The organism is Cytobacillus firmus (genome assembly GCF_023715565.1).
In the GTDB taxonomy this organism is placed as follows: Bacteria; Bacillota; Bacilli; order Bacillales; family Cytobacillaceae; genus Cytobacillus; species Cytobacillus firmus_C.
In genome coordinates, this window is record NZ_JAMBOJ010000001.1 from 94,357 (window position 1) to 112,586 (window position 18,230).

22 protein-coding genes are annotated in these 18,230 nt (G+C 40.7%); all 22 read right to left on the reverse strand.

Features of this window, described 5'->3' with window-relative positions; genetic code table 11:
• Window positions 1-2 precede the first annotated feature (2 nt).
• Window positions 3-875, reverse strand: a complete 873-nt coding sequence (locus M3205_RS00450) for a MinD/ParA family protein (RefSeq protein ID WP_251168130.1) — start codon at window positions 873-875, stop codon at window positions 3-5.
• A complete protein-coding gene (flhF, locus tag M3205_RS00455) occupies window positions 872-2,020 on the reverse strand; it encodes a flagellar biosynthesis protein FlhF (RefSeq protein WP_251168131.1) in 1,149 nt (382 codons plus the stop codon). Before flhF ends, M3205_RS00450 begins: the two co-directional genes overlap by 4 nt.
• On the reverse strand, window positions 2,017-4,053 hold the full coding sequence (gene flhA, locus M3205_RS00460) for a flagellar biosynthesis protein FlhA (RefSeq protein WP_251168132.1): 2,037 nt from the start codon (window positions 4,051-4,053) through the stop codon (window positions 2,017-2,019). The genes flhF and flhA overlap by 4 nt, the downstream gene beginning before the upstream one ends.
• 89 nt (window positions 4,054-4,142) lie before the next feature.
• Window positions 4,143-5,228, reverse strand: coding sequence for a flagellar biosynthesis protein FlhB (gene flhB, locus M3205_RS00465; protein ID WP_251168133.1), 1,086 nt, complete (start codon window positions 5,226-5,228; stop codon window positions 4,143-4,145).
• Between the two features lies 1 nt (window position 5,229).
• Window positions 5,230-6,006, reverse strand: coding sequence for a flagellar biosynthetic protein FliR (gene fliR / locus M3205_RS00470; RefSeq protein WP_251168134.1), 777 nt, complete (start codon window positions 6,004-6,006; stop codon window positions 5,230-5,232).
• 4 nt (window positions 6,007-6,010) lie between these two features.
• Window positions 6,011-6,280: a flagellar biosynthesis protein FliQ gene (gene fliQ, locus M3205_RS00475; RefSeq protein WP_251168135.1), complete on the reverse strand. Its 270-nt coding sequence runs from the start codon at window positions 6,278-6,280 to the stop codon at window positions 6,011-6,013.
• 17 nt (window positions 6,281-6,297) lie between these two features.
• Complete coding sequence (fliP, locus tag M3205_RS00480) at window positions 6,298-6,963, reverse strand: flagellar type III secretion system pore protein FliP (RefSeq protein ID WP_035328986.1); 666 nt, start codon at window positions 6,961-6,963, stop codon at window positions 6,298-6,300.
• Window positions 6,956-7,636: a flagellar biosynthetic protein FliO gene (locus M3205_RS00485; protein ID WP_251168136.1), complete on the reverse strand. Its 681-nt coding sequence runs from the start codon at window positions 7,634-7,636 to the stop codon at window positions 6,956-6,958. The genes fliP and M3205_RS00485 overlap by 8 nt, the downstream gene beginning before the upstream one ends.
• Window positions 7,637-7,665: 29 nt before the next feature.
• A complete protein-coding gene (locus M3205_RS00490; RefSeq protein ID WP_251168137.1) occupies window positions 7,666-8,028 on the reverse strand; it encodes a response regulator in 363 nt (120 codons plus the stop codon).
• Window positions 8,029-8,045: 17 nt separating this feature from the next.
• Complete coding sequence (gene fliY / locus M3205_RS00495) at window positions 8,046-9,344, reverse strand: flagellar motor switch phosphatase FliY (RefSeq protein ID WP_251168138.1); 1,299 nt, start codon at window positions 9,342-9,344, stop codon at window positions 8,046-8,048.
• Complete coding sequence (fliM, locus tag M3205_RS00500; RefSeq protein ID WP_251168139.1) at window positions 9,334-10,332, reverse strand: flagellar motor switch protein FliM; 999 nt, start codon at window positions 10,330-10,332, stop codon at window positions 9,334-9,336. The genes fliY and fliM overlap by 11 nt, the downstream gene beginning before the upstream one ends.
• A 40-nt stretch (window positions 10,333-10,372) precedes the next feature.
• Window positions 10,373-10,789, reverse strand: a complete 417-nt coding sequence (fliL, locus tag M3205_RS00505; RefSeq protein WP_251168140.1) for a flagellar basal body-associated protein FliL — start codon at window positions 10,787-10,789, stop codon at window positions 10,373-10,375.
• Window positions 10,776-11,000 carry a flagellar FlbD family protein gene (locus tag M3205_RS00510; protein WP_251168141.1) on the reverse strand — a complete coding sequence of 75 codons (225 nt, stop codon included), beginning with the start codon at window positions 10,998-11,000 and terminating at the stop codon, window positions 10,776-10,778. The genes fliL and M3205_RS00510 overlap by 14 nt, the downstream gene beginning before the upstream one ends.
• Before the next feature lie 52 nt (window positions 11,001-11,052).
• Window positions 11,053-11,859: a flagellar basal body rod protein FlgG gene (gene flgG, locus M3205_RS00515; RefSeq protein WP_251168142.1), complete on the reverse strand. Its 807-nt coding sequence runs from the start codon at window positions 11,857-11,859 to the stop codon at window positions 11,053-11,055.
• Between the two features lie 68 nt (window positions 11,860-11,927).
• A complete protein-coding gene (locus M3205_RS00520) occupies window positions 11,928-12,320 on the reverse strand; it encodes a TIGR02530 family flagellar biosynthesis protein (protein WP_251168143.1) in 393 nt (130 codons plus the stop codon).
• A gap of 14 nt (window positions 12,321-12,334) precedes the next feature.
• Window positions 12,335-12,787: a flagellar hook assembly protein FlgD gene (flgD, locus tag M3205_RS00525; RefSeq protein ID WP_251168144.1), complete on the reverse strand. Its 453-nt coding sequence runs from the start codon at window positions 12,785-12,787 to the stop codon at window positions 12,335-12,337.
• 12 nt (window positions 12,788-12,799) lie between these two features.
• On the reverse strand, window positions 12,800-14,035 hold the full coding sequence (locus tag M3205_RS00530) for a flagellar hook-length control protein FliK (protein WP_251168145.1): 1,236 nt from the start codon (window positions 14,033-14,035) through the stop codon (window positions 12,800-12,802).
• Window positions 14,036-14,062: 27 nt separating this feature from the next.
• The gene (locus M3205_RS00535) at window positions 14,063-14,674 is read right to left on the reverse strand and encodes a MotE family protein (RefSeq protein ID WP_251168146.1); all 612 of its coding nucleotides are present in this window, start codon (window positions 14,672-14,674) and stop codon (window positions 14,063-14,065) included.
• Between the two features lie 8 nt (window positions 14,675-14,682).
• Window positions 14,683-15,126 carry a flagellar export protein FliJ gene (gene fliJ / locus M3205_RS00540; RefSeq protein ID WP_251168147.1) on the reverse strand — a complete coding sequence of 148 codons (444 nt, stop codon included), beginning with the start codon at window positions 15,124-15,126 and terminating at the stop codon, window positions 14,683-14,685.
• 3 nt (window positions 15,127-15,129) lie between these two features.
• Window positions 15,130-16,446, reverse strand: a complete 1,317-nt coding sequence (gene fliI / locus M3205_RS00545) for a flagellar protein export ATPase FliI (RefSeq protein ID WP_251168148.1) — start codon at window positions 16,444-16,446, stop codon at window positions 15,130-15,132.
• Window positions 16,443-17,228: a flagellar assembly protein FliH gene (gene fliH, locus M3205_RS00550; RefSeq protein ID WP_251168149.1), complete on the reverse strand. Its 786-nt coding sequence runs from the start codon at window positions 17,226-17,228 to the stop codon at window positions 16,443-16,445. Before fliH ends, fliI begins: the two co-directional genes overlap by 4 nt.
• On the reverse strand, window positions 17,212-18,228 hold the full coding sequence (gene fliG, locus M3205_RS00555; RefSeq protein ID WP_251168150.1) for a flagellar motor switch protein FliG: 1,017 nt from the start codon (window positions 18,226-18,228) through the stop codon (window positions 17,212-17,214). The genes fliH and fliG overlap by 17 nt, the downstream gene beginning before the upstream one ends.
• Window positions 18,229-18,230: the final 2 nt, after the last annotated feature.

Genomic DNA, 18,230 nt, shown 5'->3' on the forward strand with positions numbered 1-18,230 from the left:
ATTCACCCCCTATTAAAAAGAAATTTTTTTAGCTTTGAAATAAATTGTGAAGGATGATGCTCACCAGCCTGTTCGCCCGGCTCAGCTCCAGCTTTCTCAGTCATAGTCCGAATCGCTTTTGATGCGGCTGAATTTTCCCGATAAATAATGAAAGGGATTTGCCGTTTAACAGCCTGCTGTATACTGCGATCATCCGGGATAATTCCTAAGAGATCAGTGTCCCTGCCTAAAAATCTAGATGCAGCAGCAGCAATCCTCTTATATGTTTCCTGTCCTTCTCTCTCTCCATCAGACCGGTTAATGACCAAATGAAATGGAATACTATCATCCATAAGATGTATATGCTTCATTACTGAGTAGGCATCAGTGATAGACGTCGGCTCAGGTGTCGTAATGACCGCAACCTCCTGAGCTGAGAGTATAAACTTTGCCGATTCCTCTGTAATGCCTGCGCCCATATCAAGAATGATATAATCATAGTTACGGATGAGCTGGGAAAGTTCTCCGGTAAATCTTGAAATTTGCATATCATCGAGTTTCAGAATATGTGAAAGACCAGTCCCCCCGCCAATATAATTCAGTCCAAATGGTCCCTCTGAAATAATATTTTTTAAAGGTATATCCTTTTTTATAAAATCAGCTATGGAGTATTGAGCTGATCTTCCCATTAAAATCTCGACATTCCCCATCCCGATATCCAAATCAAATAACAATACTCTGTGGCCCTTTTTGCATAGGGAAATAGAGAAATTCAAAGAGTAATTTGATTTCCCCACTCCCCCTTTTCCGCTTACCACTGCTATTGTTTTAAACGGATGACTTTGGCTTACTTCTTCTTTCAGCTTTGCTCTTAGCCTTTCTGCCTGATCGATCATTTCTTATTCCCCATTAGTTGTGTCACAATAGCTTCCGGCTCTGCCATGAGGATATCATCAGGAACATCCTGACCATTTGTAATATAAGCTGCACCCTTTTTGTACTTATGGATTATGTTGTACATGGCTCCGTAAGTTGACGTTTCATCTGCCTTTGTGAAGATTAGCTTATCAATGTCTATAATTGAAAATTGATTGTATATTTCTTCCATATCTTTTTGTTTTGCCGTAAGAGAAAGTACTAAAAAGGTTTCCATTTCCTTCTCAAAATCAATCACATTCTTTAGATCTTCTACATACTGCCGATTTCTGAAATTCCTTCCGGCTGTATCTATTAAAACAATGTCATATTCCTTCAGTTTCTCTGCTGCCTGCCTGAAGTCATCCATTGTATAGCAAACTTCTAATGGTATATCCAGGATGCCTGCATATGTTTTTAATTGATCGATCGCCGCGATCCTGTAGGTGTCGGCAGTGATAAATGCAGCCTTTTTCTTATGTTTAATCACACACTCCGCTGCCATCTTCGCCAAGGTAGTTGTTTTCCCTACGCCAGTAGGTCCTGCTACATTGATATATTTTTTGGTGAATGAAATCCCGCTGAATTGTAAATCCTCAATTTGCTTCTTAAGTTCCTCATGCAGCCAGGCTTCCACTTCAGCAGCTTTAGCTTTGGCACCGCCCAGGTACCATTTTTCCAGCAATACTTGAAGTAGCTGAGCCTGAATAGAATTGTCAATTCCCTGTTCATTCATAAAGTGAATGACTTTTCTTATCACTTCAGGGTACACAGTACTCATCTGCTGTCCGCCGGTCAATGAGGACATCATTTGTTTCAGACTGCTTATCTCTCTAATCAGCTCATCTGATGTTCCGGACCCGGGAAATTGATACTTTTCAGTGTTTGCTTTGAATTGACTTGAAGCGGCAGGAATTGATGTGGGCTTAACAGCGGGTTTTTGCTCTATTTCCTGATTTGGATCAGCTGCTGCCATCACTTCTATATTTCTTTTTTTAAAGAAACCTAAAACCCCTCCGGTATATACTACTCGTGAATTTAATATTACGGCCTCTTTACCCAGTTCCGCGCGTATTTTTTTCATTGCATCAGGCATGGAAGCTGCCATGTATTTTTTTACCTTCAATCTATATTCACCACCCCGACACTTTGAACTTCTGCATTCGCTTCCAGCTCATTATAGGAAAGGATCGGTATTTGCGGAAAATACCTTTCTGTTAACTGCCTGACATACATTCTGACAGCTGGAGAACATAGGACAATTGGCGTCTGCTCCATTAATGATAGCTGTTCAACCTGGGAAGCAATGGATTCAAGAATATTCTGCGATACTGTTGGATCCATGGATAAATAATTGCCATGTTCTGTCTGCTGAACACCTTCTGCAACCATTTTCTCGACTCTCCCTGAAAGGGTCACAACTTTTATAGAGTCACCCTGCTGTGAAAACTGGTTGGTAATTTGTCTGGCTAATGCCTGACGGGCATATTCTGTAAGCAAATCTGTATCACTTGTCGATTTGGCAAAATCGGCAAGTGTTTCAAAAATAACCGGTAAGTTCCGGATAGAAACATTTTCCCTCAATAGTTTTGCAAGCACCTTTTGAACTTCACCCACGGACAATGGATTTGGTGTAACTTCTTCAATAAGAATCGGATAGCTCTCCTTAACATGGTCAATTAGCTGTTTCGTTTCTTGGCGGCCTAATAATTCATGAGCATTGCTTTTTATTACTTCTGTTATATGAGTAGAAACAACGGATGGCGGGTCAACGACTGTATAGCCGAAAATTTCTGCCTGCTCCTTCATTTCTTCTGTTATCCATTTTGCCGGCAGGCCAAAGGAAGGCTCAATCGTATCTATTCCTTCGATGCTTTCATCTTCAATACCGGGACTCATTGCCAAATAATGATCGAGAAGGAGCTCCCCGCGAGCCATTTCATTTCCTTTAATCTTCAATCTGTATTCATTTGGCTGGAGCTGAATATTATCACGTATCCTAACTACCGGAATGACCAAACCCAGTTCAATTGCCAGCTGTCTTCTGATCATTACAATCCTGTCCAGAAGGTCCCCGCCCTGATTTGTATCAGCAAGAGGTATTAACCCATAGCCAAACTCGAATTCTATCGGATCTACATTTAATAGGTTAACCACGCTTTCAGGACTTTTCATTTCATCTGTTTCAATTTCTTCGTCCAGCTCGAGAAGCTGGTCTTTATCCGGCTGTGGAGTCTTAGCTATCGAATATCCGCCAAATATCATCAAGCCGCCAATCGGCAGGGTTAAAATTAGGCCTATTGGGGTCAACACTCCCAGCAGAATGATAGTTCCGCCAGTAACATATAACATTTTCGGATAAGCAAACAGCTGGGAAGTAATATCTTTACCAATATTTCCATCTGACGCCGCCCTTGTTACAACAATACCGGTTGCAGTTGAAATTAACAGTGCCGGAATTTGACTGACAATTCCGTCCCCAACCGTCAGCGTTGAATACCTAACGGCAGCCTCTGCAAACGGAAGTCCGAGCTGCATCATCCCAATGACAATACCAAATAATAGATTAATAAGTGTGATAATGATTCCTGCTATGGCATCACCTTTTACAAATTTGCTCGCACCGTCCATTGAACCGTAGAAATCTGATTCACGGCTAATTTTTTCACGGCGTTCACGGGCTTCATGCTCAGAAATCATCCCTGCATTTAAGTCTGCATCAATACTCATCTGTTTACCCGGCATTGCGTCAAGTGTAAAACGCGCCGCCACTTCAGAAACCCTCTCAGACCCTTTAGTAATGACGATGAACTGAATAATAATGAGTATCAGGAATACTACGAGGCCGACTATGACATTGCCTCCGGTTACGAATGAACCAAATGTTTCAACGACCTTGCCCGCTTCCCCATCGGATAAAATTGATCTGGTAGTAGAAACATTCAATCCCAGCCTGAATAATGTCATTAACAAGATTAAGGAAGGGAAAATAGAAAATTCGAGCGCTTCCTTCATATTCATGGCCGTCAGCAATACCATGAGTGCAAGCGCAATATTAATGATTATCAGTACACTTAAAAGCCAGGGCGGGAAAGGAATAATAAGCATGGCTACTATTAGAATTACACTCATCAATACTGATAAGTCTCTTACTTGCATTGAAACTCTCTCCTTACAAGAAAAGCGGAAGGCGCCTTGGCAGCCCCATTCAACAGCTTCCTAAGACCAGCTATTTCATATTTCTCTGGTTAAATTTTGTTTTTGGTTCTGTATACATAAGCTAAAATCTCTGCAACAGCTTTGAAAAATTCTTCTGGGATGGCCTGGCCTATTTCAGCCTGACTATAAAGAGACCTGGCAAGCGGCCTGTTTTCTACAGCAATCACATCATGCTCCTTTGCGATTAATTTAATCTTTTGGGCAACAAAGTCCACACCTTTCGCCACTACAATGGGAGCATCACTTTTTGTTTCATCATAGATCAGAGCTATGGCATAATGCGTTGGGTTTGTGATAACCACATCTGCTTTGGGAACTTCCTGCATCATTCTTCTCATTGCCATTTCCCTTTGTCTTTGCTTAATCTTGGATTTAATTAACGGATCACCTTCAATATTTTTGTGTTCATCCTTAATGTCCTGTTTTGACATGCGGATGTTTTTTTCAAAATCGTATTTTTGATACAGATAATCCATGACGGATAAAACTAGAAGTGCCGCTGAAGCAATTAATCCCATTTGAACGGTCAGGCTGGCAATTGTGGCCATTGCCGTTCCAACTGATTTTTGAGAAAGAATTAATATTTCATCTATTCTTAACCAAAGAACCGTAAACGCAGCGAGACCTACAAAAGCAATCTTAAGCATTGATTTCAGCAGCTCTACGATCGCCCTCATCGAAAAAATGCGTTTAAAGCCTTTTATTGGATCCAGTTTCTCCAATTTAGGCTGTATGGCTTCTGTTGAAAAAAGAGTACCTACCTGCATAAAGTTAGCAGCTACACCCGCAAGCATAGCAATCAGCATGATCGGACCTAAAAAAAGCACCAGCTCCTTTAAAACATCAAGAAAGATCACCTGAACATTCACCTCTGTCAGGGGCATCATCATGTAATCATTAAATGAATGCGTAAATATATAAAGGATGATATTCTTCAAATACGATCCGGCAAACAGCAAAAACAGAAACACCGCTAATAAGACGATGGCTGTATTAACATCCTGGCTTTTAGCTACTTGTCCTTTTTTTCTGGAATCCTGCCTCTTTTTCGGAGTGGCTTTTTCTGTTTTTTCTCCGGAAAACAGCTGGAGATCTAAAGAAAGCAATAACTTCATTCTATGAACCTCCCATAAGCTCCATAAGCCCTCTCATTGTCTGCAGCATCGTTTCAATTGCTAAGGAAAAAGCATATATTAATACACTCATAACGATGATCAGAACAATAAAACTGACGCCTATCTTTAAAGGAAGTCCGACGACAAAGACATTTAGCTGCGGAACTGTCCTGGCGACAATTCCTAATGCGACATCGACAAGAAAAAGACTTCCGACAACAGGGATAGACATCTGAAAGGCGATAAGGAACATCGTATTCACAGCTTTAATGACATATTCAGTCATATTTTCATCCCCGAAAGAAATCCATGCTTGATCAAGCGGGATAAAATTATAGCTGTAAAACACTCCGTCCAGCATGAGATGGTGGCCATTGACAGTTAATAAAAAGAAGAGAGCGACCGTATACAAATACTGTCCCATTAAGGGGCTCTGTGCTCCTGTCTGCGGATCAATTACATTCGCAATGGCAAAACCCATCTGAAAATCAATAAATCCTCCGGCAATTTGAATGGCTGATAGGATCAAATAGGCAATAAATCCAACCATCACCCCTACCAATGCTTCTTTTATTATTAAAAGAAAATACGTGCCGTCAATTTCAAGAGCCGGGACATCCATTCCGAGGAACATAATCCATGCCAAAAAGAAGCCAAGGCCAATTTTGTGTGATGCTGGGATGGATCTGTATGAAAAAAGGGGCATCATTAAAAAGAAAGATGTCACCCTTACAAAAATAAGTAAAAAGGCAGGAAAAAAAGGCAGAAAATCTAACATCTCATCAGCCTACAAACCTGGTCAAATTAGAAAAAATCTCATTTGCATACGAGAGCATATGGCTAAGCATCCATGGTCCAAAGAAAACAACACCGACAAGAACCGCTACGATCTTAGGAATAAAAGCCAATGTCTGTTCCTGAATTTGCGTTGTTGCCTGAAAGATGCTGACAACCAAACCGACTACTAGTGCCAGAATTAGCAAGGGACCGCAAATCATCAATACAGTGATGATCCCTCTTTCTGCAATGGATATAACTGTTTCTTGAGTCATTCTGAATGTTCACCTGCTTAAAAGCTTTGTAAAAGGGATTTAACAACTAAGTACCAGCCGTCCACCAGAACAAATAATAATATTTTGAACGGAAGCGAAATCATAACCGGTGGAAGCATCATCATCCCCATGGACATCAACACACTCGCAACAACCATGTCGATAACCAGAAAAGGAATAAAAATCATAAAGCCAATTTGAAAAGCTGTTTTAATTTCACTTATGGCAAATGCCGGAACAAGACTCGTAAGCGGAATATCTTCAATTGAAGCCGGTGCTTCTGCCCCGGAGTATTCCAGAAATAGTGCCAAGTCCTTCTGCCTTGTGTGTGCACTCATAAATTCCTTGAAGGGTATTGATGCTTTTTCATACGCTTGTTCCAAATTTATTTCTTCATTGAATAAAGGTGTTAAAGCCTGTTCGTTCACTTCCTGCATAGTTGGAGCCATAATAAAGAATGTAAGGAATAAGGATAGGCCAATTAAAACCTGGTTCGGCGGCATTTGCTGAGTAGCAAGCGCCGTTCTGACAAAGGAAAGAACGATGACAATCCTTGTAAAGCATGTCATTAATATTAGAATACTCGGTGCGAGAGAAAGTACCGTCAGCAATAAAAAAAGCTTCACAGATGTAGATACATTTTCAGGAGAGCTGCTATTAAAAAACTCCATGAATTCATTCATCTTTCTTCTGGCCCTTTCTTTCTAACTCATCAAACAGTTTTTTTCTGCCCCTTTTCATATCATCCAGCTGAGTCCCGAGCAGTGCAGCAAAGTTTTGGCTGCCTTCTTTGTTTTTCTCTGTTTGCTGTGTTCTTTTCATCACCTTTGTCACAATGTCGCTTGGACGGATAAGCTGTTCCAGTTTGTCATTATGTGCTTCGATGATCTGGCTGTACTCTTCTGAGTTGTCTATTTCTTTTAACAGCTGAATGTCTTCTCCTACCCCTACTACCAAAATGCGTTTTCCCACTTTAATCAACTGAATTGACCTGTTTGCACCTAAAGCTGTTCCTCCCAGGTTTTCAACTAATTGCGACCTGTTATATACCTTACTTTTTTTATTGATGAACTTTAGGAGAGCATACAATAATCCAACCATGAAGCCTGTTGCTAAAATCATCTTTATAAAATCCCAAAAAGTAAGACCAATTTTGCCGCTTTCATCTTGATGAGTCTGTCCTTCTGCTGATTTCAAATCCTTTGATTCTTTTAAATCCTGCTTTCCGCACTCAGGATTTTTTATACATTCTTTAACACTATTATTCAATTGCTCCGCTTGGGCCTGCGTCTGCACGCCCAGCACCACAATTGAAAACAACAGCAGTAAAGAAATCACTTTCTTTACATTCCACACTATTTTGCACCCTCTAAATAGAATAATGACTAGCCCAAAGTTTTCCCGATTGCTTCCAGTACTCTATCAGCCTGGAACGGCTTTACAATAAAATCTTTTGCTCCAGCCTGAATTGCATCAATGACCATCGCCTGCTGGCCCATTGCAGAACACATAATAACTTTTGCACCCGGATTTATTTTTTTAATTTCTTTCAGAGCTGTAATTCCATCCATTTCCGGCATGGTTATATCCATTGTGACAAGATCAGGCTGTGTTTCCTTATATTTTTCAACAGCCTGTGCACCGTCAGCTGCTTCGCCTACAATGTCATACCCATTCTTGGATAAAATATCTTTGATCATCATTCGCATAAAAGCTGCATCGTCAACTATTAAAATTTTATGTGCCATTCTAATAACCCCACTTTTTATCTTAATTTTTTTATACGGTCACTTTGGCTGATAATATCTGTAACCCTCACACCAAAGTTTTCATCTATGACAACCACTTCCCCCTGTGCAATTAACCGGTTGTTCACCAGAATATCAACAGGTTCACCTGCCAGCTTATCCAGTTCTATAATTGAACCGGAAGACAATTCGAGAATCTCCTTTACGGAACGTTTGGTCCTTCCCAGCTCGACCGTTACCTGAAGCGGTATATCCAAAAGCATGTCCAAATTTTTTGTTTCAGTCTCCTGCATATGGTACGGTTCAAAACTCGAAAAAGCTGCGGGCTGTACATTCGGCTGCACTCCATTTGCATAAGCCCCTCCGAAATGCTGCGGTCCGGAATGCTGAGCCTGATTTTGAGCAGGCGGATAGCTTTGACGGTTTGATGCCTGACTCGTAACCGGCTGCGAATATGTCGGCTGCTCTCCGGAATAACTCGTATGAGTATAAGACTGATCTAATCCGCCTGTATGTACTTCAGGCTTATGATCAAACGAATGCTGGCTTTCCTGATAATCGTGCTGTATTTGCGCCGCTGGCTTTTCTTCAGAGACAGCGTTATTATCCGGGAGATCCTGACCCGGATTTAATAATTCATTTACAAGGCTTTTTCCAAATTCCAAAGGAAGCAGCTGCATTATATTCGAGTCAATCAGGCTTCCAATTTTCAAACGGAACGAAATCCTTACAAGCATGTCATCATCCGGGACTCGGTCGGCACCTTCTCCCTGAGGCAAATCAAGAATGTCGATTGCCGGCGGTGAAATATCTACCTTTTTTCCAAAGATGGTCGACATCGAAGTAGCTGCAGAACCCATCATCTGGTTCATTGCCTCCTGAACAGCGCTTAACTGAATTTCTCCCATTAGGTCAGCCGGGCTGGTTCCGTCGCCTCCAAGCATTAAGTCAGCGATAATGGCTGCATCTGATTGCTGTATTACAAGCAGGTTGCTTCCGAAAAAACCTTCCGTGTAACTCACTTGAATTGCTACATAAGGATGCGGGAATTCATCAGCTAATTTCTTGCGCAAAACCACTGAAACAGCTGGAGTTGTGATTTCAACTTTTTGATTCAATAACGTGGACAATGCTGTTGCGGAGCTTCCAAAAGAGATATTGCCGATTTCACCCAGTGCATCCTGCTCCATATGGGATAAATAATCCTCAGTTTGAAAAAACGCCTCATTATAGCTTTCTGTTTCGTCGCTGTCATCAACTGCTCCCCTTAAAAGAGCATCAATTTCATCTTGCGAAAGCATATCATCACTCATCATCCTCATCTCCCCCTTTCACAGTGTCTAAAATTTGCACAGCCATTTTTTTGTTCAACTTTCCTGGCTGTCCGATGAATTTTGGGATATTGCCGACTTTTATAGTAAGTGACTTGTCAATCCCCTGGTTCAACTCTATGACATCTCCAATATCGAGTGTTAAGAAATCCTGAATGGCTATATCAGAACTGCCGAGTTCACATATAAGCGGAACTTCCGCTTTGTGAATGTTTCGTTCAAGCCGGGCAATGACTTCCGGCTCCCTTTCCTTTTTATCAGTCTGCATCCAATAATGTACAGACAGCTTCGGGATAATGGGCTCAAGAACGACATGCGGTATACATATATTAATCATTCCGCTCGTTTCCCCAATTATCGTATTTAGTGAGATTACAACAACTGTTTCATTTGGAGAGACCATTTGCAGAAATTGCGGATTTACCTCAAAATCAGACAATATCGGATCAATATCAGCGATTGTACTCCAGGCTTCCCTTAGGTTTTCAAAGGCCCTTTCAAATGTTGCTGACATGATATTTGTTTCAATTTCTGTTAAATTATCAATTTTATTAATACTTGTTCCTCTGCCGCCCATAAGCCTGTCCATCATGGCATAGGCGACGTTTGGGTTCACTTCCATAAGAATCCTGCCATCCAGAGGGGGCACTTCAATGACATTCAATATGGTCATTTTCGGGATAGACCGGATAAATTCTTCATATGGTATCTGGTCCGCAGAAGCAACCGAAATCTGAACATATGTCCTCAGCTGGGCAGAAAAAAAGGTAGTTAAAAGCCGGGCAAAATTCTCATGAATTCTTGTTAAGCTTCGTATTTGATCTTTAGAAAATCTTAATGCTCTCTTAAAATCATAAACTTTTATTTTTTTCTCCGTTTGTTCCTTTTTCAGCTCATCTGCATCCATTTCTCCGGTAGAGAGAGCCGAAAGCAGGGCATCAATCTCGCTCTGCGATAAGACTTCACCTGACATGAATCCTCACCTCCATTTATTGCAGTTATTTAATTGGTTTTCACTGGAGGAGAGATTCAGTTATGTACACCTGAACGATCTTTCCTTCTTGCATTAAACCGTTTATCTTGGTTTTCAAATCTTCCTGCAGCTTGATTTGGCCATCTTTCCCCTGTATATCCTCTGCTTTCATTTCGGACAATTCCTGAATGATGAGGTTTTTAACCTGAAAATCTCTTTTTTGCAGTTCCTCTTTTGCTTTTTTGTTTTCAGTCTGGATTTTAAAGGAAATCCTGATATAATCATCACTCGCTAAATTGGCTGTAACTTGCGGAATATCCACAGAGAACTCCAGCACTTCATCAATGGTTGGCTCTTTTGTCTCATTATCACCCGAAAACTTCGTTATAAGCACCAGGGCAATAGCTCCTATAAGCGTTATTGCTACAAGCATCATTAACAGCTTATTGTTCTTCATTTTCATTTCCCTCCGCCAGCTGCTGCACCAGTAGATTAACAGATTGATAGAATTTTAAAATCAATTGCATGACTAGATCTTCAGATTCCTTTACAACATACTTCTTCCCATTCGTGAGCGTAATTGTCGTATCTGGAAAAGACTCTACTGTTTCTATGTACAAAGCATTCAATACAAAAGTTTTGCCGTTCAATCGAGATACTTTAATCAATGTTTTTTCAGGGCTAAAGATCCTGTGCCTTCAGCCCTGACCCTCCTTTAGATTAACGTTTTAAATTAACAAGCTCCTGCAGGATTTCATCAGATGTTGTAATAATCCGGGTATTTGCCTGGAAACCGCGCTGAGCTGTAATCATTTCTGTGAATTCTTCTGATAGGTCTACGTTGGACATTTCCAGGGTGCCTGAAATCAGCACTCCAGCACCGTCTTCACCAGGGGTTAATGGGACAGGATCACCTGAGTTTACTGTATCCTTATAGAGATTGTCTCCAATTTTTTCAAGTCCGCCATTATTATTAAAGCGTGCTATTCCAATTGGTCCAGCAGTCTTCAGTGTATCGTCCCCGTCTATTAAGAAGTTTATAGTTCCATCATTCGATATACTTAAGCTCTTAATAACGGTCGCGTTCCCTCCATTTAATTGGATAGATGAACCATCAGCTCCTTTTACTTTATCCCCTGATGCTGTAACTAAGTTTGCATCATTATCCAGATATAAATTTCCAGCGCGGGTGTAGTAGGTGTTATTCCCTCGCTGAACCATTAAATAGCCATCACCTTGAATTCCTATATCCAATACTCGTCCAGTAGTCTGTAAACTACCCTGTGTATCAATTGTATCTATTGAAGATAATTGGGAACCAAGGCCAACCTGCTTAGGGTTAATACCACCTGAATTATCACCACTGCCCGTTGCACCTGAAATTGTCTGACTCACCATATCTTTAAAATTAACCCGACCTTTTTTATAACCAAAAGTATTAACATTTGCAATATTATTCCCAATAACATCCAGCTTTGTCTGAAAGTTTTTCATTCCGCTTATTCCTGAATACATTGAACGTAACATTAGTTGTTGCTCCTCTCTTTATGCTGCTTCTGTCAGTCCGCAGCTTAAGCTTCCTTATACGGTCCAGCCTAGTAATTATCCAGTATTATGGTTCCATTGATATTTGTGAATATTTGGGTTTGAGCTTCTTTACGATCCATCGCCGTAATCACTGTATTATTCTTTGCACTAACTATAAGTGCTGCTTCTTCGAGCAATACCAGGGATTCTTTAACACCCATTTGCTTGGCTTCCTGTACTTTCTCTTCAATTTTCCCCCATCGCTCTGCACTAATATCTATACCTCTCTGTTGGAGTCTCTGTTTCGCATGCTTACTGACTATTAATTGGGAATCGGTTCGCAAGGCTGTCTGGATGTGGGCAGAGAATGTACTTTTTGATTGCTTTGAAGTTTGAACGGCATTCCCATTTGGTTTAATTACCGGCTGGGTGTGGATCGGATGAAAAATAAGTTTATCCACCCACTCACTTCCTTTTATTCATTTAGTTGAGAAATATTTGCCGGTTCAAGCTCCGTTCCATCATCCAAAATAAATATTGCAGTATTATGCTTATACTGGATGGAGACTACTCTTCCAGTTCCTTCTTCTATAATGGGAGACTGGTTTGGTTCACTTGATTCGGTTAATTTATGCCAGGTTACATTTTTTCCTAAAAAATTGTTATAGGTCATCAGCTGGTTCTGCTCCTGAAAAACCAATAACTTCTCCATCGTCTTATTCATATTGGTCATCTGCTCCAAAGACGAAAAGGTTGCCATTTGCGCAATGAAGTCCTTGTCCTCCATTGGATTCATGGGATCCTGGTTTTGCAGCTGTGTCATTAGAATCTTCAGGAAATCATCTTTCCCTAATATATCTGAGCCTGTTTTTCGGGTTTGGCTTTGATAGTTTGATAGCATTAAAGAAGAATCTATTTTGTTTGCCAATTACTATCACTCCTATGCTTCTGTATTAAGAAGCGCTTCTTCAAAAGAGCTGTTAATTTCTCTTTCAGTCTGCGGATTTTGCTCATCCTTGTTCTGCTGCTGCCTCTGTTCCTGCTGCTGGGGATCTTTGTTAAATGATCGTTCCTGCTGCGTCATTTGCTGAGAGATTTCTATTCTCTCAATCTGGATATTTTGTGAACTGAAGGCCTGCTTCAATCCGTTAATATGTGAATCCAGAACTTCTTTAGCTGCTCCAGAGGAAGTCATTATCCTCGCAATCATCGCCGAGTCCTTTTGAATAAGCTCTATCCTCAGAGCACCAAGATGGTCAGGGTTCAGCTTGATAAATAGCTTTTGTGTCCCTCCCATTTTGAGAAAACTGCTCCTTGATAATATGTTTTCAAATTGCTGCATAAGCTGGTCTGCACTTACCGTCTTTCCCTGAGGACTCAGGAGAGCCATCTGTTCAAGTTTTGAAAAGGATTGAACGTGAATAAATCCCTGTAACCCTGTTTCTGCTGTGTGTACGATTTTAGCAGCAGTCTGACCCGCAGGTTCATTAGCAGCATTATTTAGTTGTTTTATAGAGTTTAATTCGTTTACGAGCGGGGTAAAAGTCTTCTGTAAAATACCCTCTCTATTGTTTATCAGACTCTCAATTTTCAATTGAACATCCTTCAAGAAATCTTTCACGCTTAGTTTACTGGTGTGAAAATCTTGTTTCGCAGAAAGCAATTCATACAATTTCAGAGCTTTTAATGCCCCACTAAGATCTTTGTCCTGCAAGTTAATGTTTGTCTTTTGATTTGTTAAAGAAAAAATTAGCAAACTGATTTTATTTTCTGCATCTATATCTTCATCAGGATATACACCTTTAAGCTTTACGTCCGGCATAACCTGTTCAATAAAATCCTCAAGCATCTGCACTATTTCTTCCTGTGAAAGATCCAGTTGTTCCGAAACGATCTCAAAGATGTCAGTTTCTTTTTGAAAAGAAATTCTCTCCAGCAGCTCGCTTCCATTTTCTAATTCGGTAATCTCACTTACTTTAAGAAATTCATTTATTTCCTTTAACTGTTCGACCTTATTCTTATCTGCAGCTGTAGTTAAGGTTTCCTCTAGCGGTTTGGCCATTCCGATTAAAGTGGAGAAAAGATTTCCAAAGCCATTGCTGCCTGTATCTTGCAGAGATAATTTATCTTCGGATGAATATTGTGCCTGAATGAATCCTAATCCTCCGATTTGCACCTATTTCACCTCCCTTCAAGACTTCTCTTAATTATCAGATCCGCTTTCTGCTTTTGCAGCAGTCAGGAGTGCCGTATAACGTGCAGCATCTTTCGGATTCATCTTTTCCATGATGCCAGCAAGCGTATCGGAATTAACATTGGCTAGGATTTTTACCGCTTCTTCATCCTTCATCTCAGTTAAAATGGGTGCTGCTTTTTTAGCAGAAATGTTTTCATAAGTCTTTACGATATCTTTAAAGGCCCGCTTGTTCTCTTCCTTTATAGCCGTAAGCTCACTAATTTCTTCCTCCAGCCTTTGCTTTTCGAGCCCTGCTCTTTCTATTTCCAGCTCTTTGCTGTCAAGCTCGCTTTCCAGCTGAGATATTCTTGCTTCCCGATCTTTAACTTCTGCCTGCATTCCGATGACCTTCTCTTCCATAACTTCCTGTGAACGGGAATTCTTATCATCAAAAATTGAAGCTATAAATGGCATTTCCCGGCTATATTTTTTGGCTGTTTCAAAAATATTGTTTCCTGATAGCGTGAAAACCAGCAGGGCTACAGTTATTCCGAACAGGATCGGAATTAAAAAAGCAAAGAGAAACCATTGAAACCGGCTAGTTTTGCGTGTCTCTTGTTCTTCTGGTATTTTTTCCATTTAACCACCTAATTTCCCCGATTCATATACAGCTGAATTGAGATATCATCCATTTGCCTTCCTTCTGCGTGCTTCATGCTTTCTAAAAATCCTGCTAAATCTTTTTCCTGCATTTTTTCAAATTTCTTTACTTCAATGTTTTTTTCCATAAGTTTTTCCTGCTGGAAATTCATTTGGCTTCTTGCATTTACCACCATCTTTTGATAATGGTCAATTGTTTTCTCAAGACTGCTCACAAAGTGCTGGTAATGCCTGATTTCTTGAACCGGTAGTCCTTCAGCCAATCTTGATAGCTGATATTCTTCCAGATCTTCTTTCTTTTTCAGCAGATCGTATAGTTTCTTTGCAGTTTCTTCAAATCGTTTTAAAGCCTGATTATATACATCAAATGCCTGATCTTTTTCTCTTTCTTTAATCGTCAGGATTTTATTGAATTTAAATTGGTAGTGCATTTTTTATTCCCCTTTTCCAGCTAATCCCTTTAATTGGCCAATGCTTTCCAAGATAGAAATTTTTTCGTTCGTTTCTTGTTTCAAAAAAGAGATGATTGATGGGTATAATCGTATGGCTTCATCAATTTCCACTGATGACCCTCTCTTATAGGCTCCAATATTAATTAAATCCTCTGCATTGATATATGTGTTCAGCATTTCTCTAACCTTTTCAGCTGATTTAACATGAGATGCATCTGCTATATGGTTCATTACGCGGCTAACACTTTTCAGGACATTAATAGCTGGATACTGCCCCTTGTTCGCTAATGACCGGTCAAGAACAAAGTGTCCATCCAATATTCCCCTAACAGTATCAGCAATTGGCTCATTCATATCGTCCCCATCCACCAGTACGGTATAAAATGCCGTTATAGAGCCGTATTCGTTTGTACCGGTTCTTTCAAGAAGCTTAGGTAGTACAGCAAAAACAGATGGCGTATACCCTTTAGTTGTTGGCGGCTCTCCGACTGCAAGGCCGACTTCCCGCTGAGCCATTGCCACCCTGGTTACTGAATCCATCATTAACATGACATTTAAGCCTTTGTCCCTGAAATATTCAGCAATTGCCGTGGCTGTGTATGCCCCTTTAATTCTCATGAGTGCCGGCTGATCAGACGTAGCGACCACCACTATGGATTTTCTCAAACCTTCCGGCCCCAGGTCTCTCTCAATAAATTCCCTAACCTCTCTGCCCCTCTCGCCAATAAGAGCGATCACATTTAGATCTGCATTAGTATTGCGGGCTATCATTCCAAGAAGAGTGCTCTTCCCAACTCCGCTTCCTGCAAATATCCCGACACGTTGTCCGTTTCCTACTGTCAGCAGACTATCGATCATTCTTACACCTACTTCAATAGGTTCAGAGATCTGCGGTCTTTTCAGAGGATTAGGAGGAGTTTGCTCTGTTAGGACTGGCGTTAGCCCTTTTGGCAGCATGGCCCCATCGAGAGGCTGTCCCAGTGAGTCTATTGCCTGTCCAATTAGAGCCGGTCCTATCTTCACTTCAAGAGGTCTCGAGGTTGTTTCGACAAGAGAGCCTGGTGAAATATCCTGTACATCTGTATAAGGCATAAGTATCACATTCTCATTCTTAAATCCGACTACTTCCGCCTGGATCTTTCTTGTGCTTCCTTTGCCGATATGAATAATGCATACATCTCCAATAGAACTTTCCGGGCCTTGCGACTCAATCATCAGACCCACTACTCTCTTTATTCTTCCAAAACGCTTAAAGCTATCAATTTTTTCTATCTCACTGATCAGCCGTTCAAGATTCAATTTGGTTCACTCTCCAGCAGCTCAAAGAGTTTTCTTTTTATTTCTTCAAGCTGGCTGTCAACACTGGCTTCAATTCGTCCATTGGTTGATTCAATTATGCAGCTTGTATTACTTAATTCCTCATCTGGATAAATATATAAATCTGTCTCTTTAGGAAATACGCGAATTAGTTCTTCTTTATGGGATAGAAGCAAATCATAGTGCATTGGGTGTACATGGAGCTGAACCTCAGTATATTCTCGCGCTTCTTTTAAAGCCCTTTTTACTATAGAAAGGAATTGTTCACTATTCTGTTCAAGAACTTCGCTGAGTATTTTCCCCGCAACCTTTAATCCGAGGTTCAGAATGGTCCGTTCAGATGATTCGATGTGCTGCTGATAATCAAGTTTGGCTGTGTTTACAACTTCCCGTGCCATATGAATCAGTTCACTGTATTCCCTTAGGCCGCTTTGTCTGCCTTCATCAGTTCCATCAGCAAATCCTTGTATTCTTGCTTCTTCAAAAATTTTTTGTTTTTCCTGTTCAAGTGCCAAGAGCTGTTCGTCCATTTGCCGGGCTTTATTTTCAGAATCTGTTCTTGCTGCGTTTACAATCCTCTCAGCTTCCTCACGGGCGCTGTTCAGCATGGCTTGAAGCTCTTCATGGGGTCTCGCCGCACTCTGCTCCACTGCCTCTTCAATTTGATTTGAATTGCTTTGCATCAGCCTAATAGAAATGACTTTCTTTTCTTCTTTCGGCACTGCGCTAGAGTATGATTTTATTAGCCTAGACAATAATATCATCTCCTCCGCCGCGAGCGACGATGATCTCCCCTGATTCTTCCAATCTGCGGATAATGCCAACTATTCTTGTTTGGGCTTCTTCAACATCTCTCAATCTCACAGGACCCATATATTCCATTTCATCTTTAAAGGTTTCAACCATTCTTGAAGACATATTTTTAAAGACGATTTCTTTTACTTCATCACTCGACACTTTCAATGAAAGCATGAGGTCCTCACTTTCACAATCACGGATAATGCGCTGTATAGCGCGGCTGTCCAGGGTTACGATATCTTCAAACACAAACATCCTCTTCTTAATTTCCTCAGCAAGCTCTGGATCCTGAATCTCCAGTGCATCCAGAATAGTCCTTTCTGTTGCACGGTCAACTCCATTTAGAACATCGACCACCGATTCTATGCCGCCGGTCTGAGTATAATCCTGAGTTACAGTAGAAGACAGCTTTCTTTCAAGAATCTGTTCAACTTCATTAATAATTTCAGGAGATGTACTTTCCATAACAGCGATCCTTCTTGCAATATCCGCCTGCATTTCCTGCGGCAGCTCTGACAGAATTTGCCCGGCCTGCACTGGATCAAGATATGACAATATCAAGGAGATAGTCTGCGGATGTTCATTTTGAATAAAATTAAGAATTTGTGCCGGATCAGCCTTTCTCGCAAAATCGAAAGGCCTTACCTGAAGAGAAGAAGTCAGCCTGTTAATAATGACTGAAGCCTGCTCAGTACCGAGTGCTTTCTCGAGAACTGTTTTTGCGTAACCGATTCCTCCTTGCGTAATATAATCCTGCGCCAGAGCAATCTGATGGAATTCTTCAAGAATTTCTTCTTTTGCAAACGAATCTACTTTTCGGACCCCTGAGATTTCCAGTGTCAATTTTTCAATTTCTTCCTCACTTAAGTGTTTATAAACAGAGGATGCCACATCCGGACCAAGTGAAATAAGAAGAATAGCCGCTTTTTGCTTACCTATGAGTTCTCTTTGTTCTTTTTTTGGCATTT

What these genes read in the sequence shown, in the direction of transcription:
- M3205_RS00450 (WP_251168130.1), bottom strand. Translation starts at nt 875, where the DNA reads ATGATCGATCAGGCAGAAAGGCTAAGAGCAAAGCTGAAAGAAGAAGTA.
- flhA (WP_251168132.1), bottom strand. Translation starts at nt 4,053, where the DNA reads ATGCAAGTAAGAGACTTATCAGTATTGATGAGTGTAATTCTAATAGTA.
- flhB (WP_251168133.1), bottom strand. Translation starts at nt 5,228, where the DNA reads ATGAAGTTATTGCTTTCTTTAGATCTCCAGCTGTTTTCCGGAGAAAAA.
- fliR (WP_251168134.1), bottom strand. Translation starts at nt 6,006, where the DNA reads ATGTTAGATTTTCTGCCTTTTTTTCCTGCCTTTTTACTTATTTTTGTA.
- fliQ (WP_251168135.1), bottom strand. Translation starts at nt 6,280, where the DNA reads ATGACTCAAGAAACAGTTATATCCATTGCAGAAAGAGGGATCATCACT.
- fliP (WP_035328986.1), bottom strand. Translation starts at nt 6,963, where the DNA reads ATGAATGAATTCATGGAGTTTTTTAATAGCAGCTCTCCTGAAAATGTA.
- M3205_RS00490 (WP_251168137.1), bottom strand. Translation starts at nt 8,028, where the DNA reads ATGGCACATAAAATTTTAATAGTTGACGATGCAGCTTTTATGCGAATG.
- fliY (WP_251168138.1), bottom strand. Translation starts at nt 9,344, where the DNA reads ATGATGAGTGATGATATGCTTTCGCAAGATGAAATTGATGCTCTTTTA.
- fliM (WP_251168139.1), bottom strand. Translation starts at nt 10,332, where the DNA reads ATGTCAGGTGAAGTCTTATCGCAGAGCGAGATTGATGCCCTGCTTTCG.
- fliL (WP_251168140.1), bottom strand. Translation starts at nt 10,789, where the DNA reads ATGAAGAACAATAAGCTGTTAATGATGCTTGTAGCAATAACGCTTATA.
- flgG (WP_251168142.1), bottom strand. Translation starts at nt 11,859, where the DNA reads ATGTTACGTTCAATGTATTCAGGAATAAGCGGAATGAAAAACTTTCAG.
- M3205_RS00535 (WP_251168146.1), bottom strand. Translation starts at nt 14,674, where the DNA reads ATGGAAAAAATACCAGAAGAACAAGAGACACGCAAAACTAGCCGGTTT.
- fliJ (WP_251168147.1), bottom strand. Translation starts at nt 15,126, where the DNA reads ATGCACTACCAATTTAAATTCAATAAAATCCTGACGATTAAAGAAAGA.
- fliH (WP_251168149.1), bottom strand. Translation starts at nt 17,228, where the DNA reads ATGATATTATTGTCTAGGCTAATAAAATCATACTCTAGCGCAGTGCCG.
- fliG (WP_251168150.1), bottom strand. Translation starts at nt 18,228, where the DNA reads ATGCCAAAAAAAGAACAAAGAGAACTCATAGGTAAGCAAAAAGCGGCT.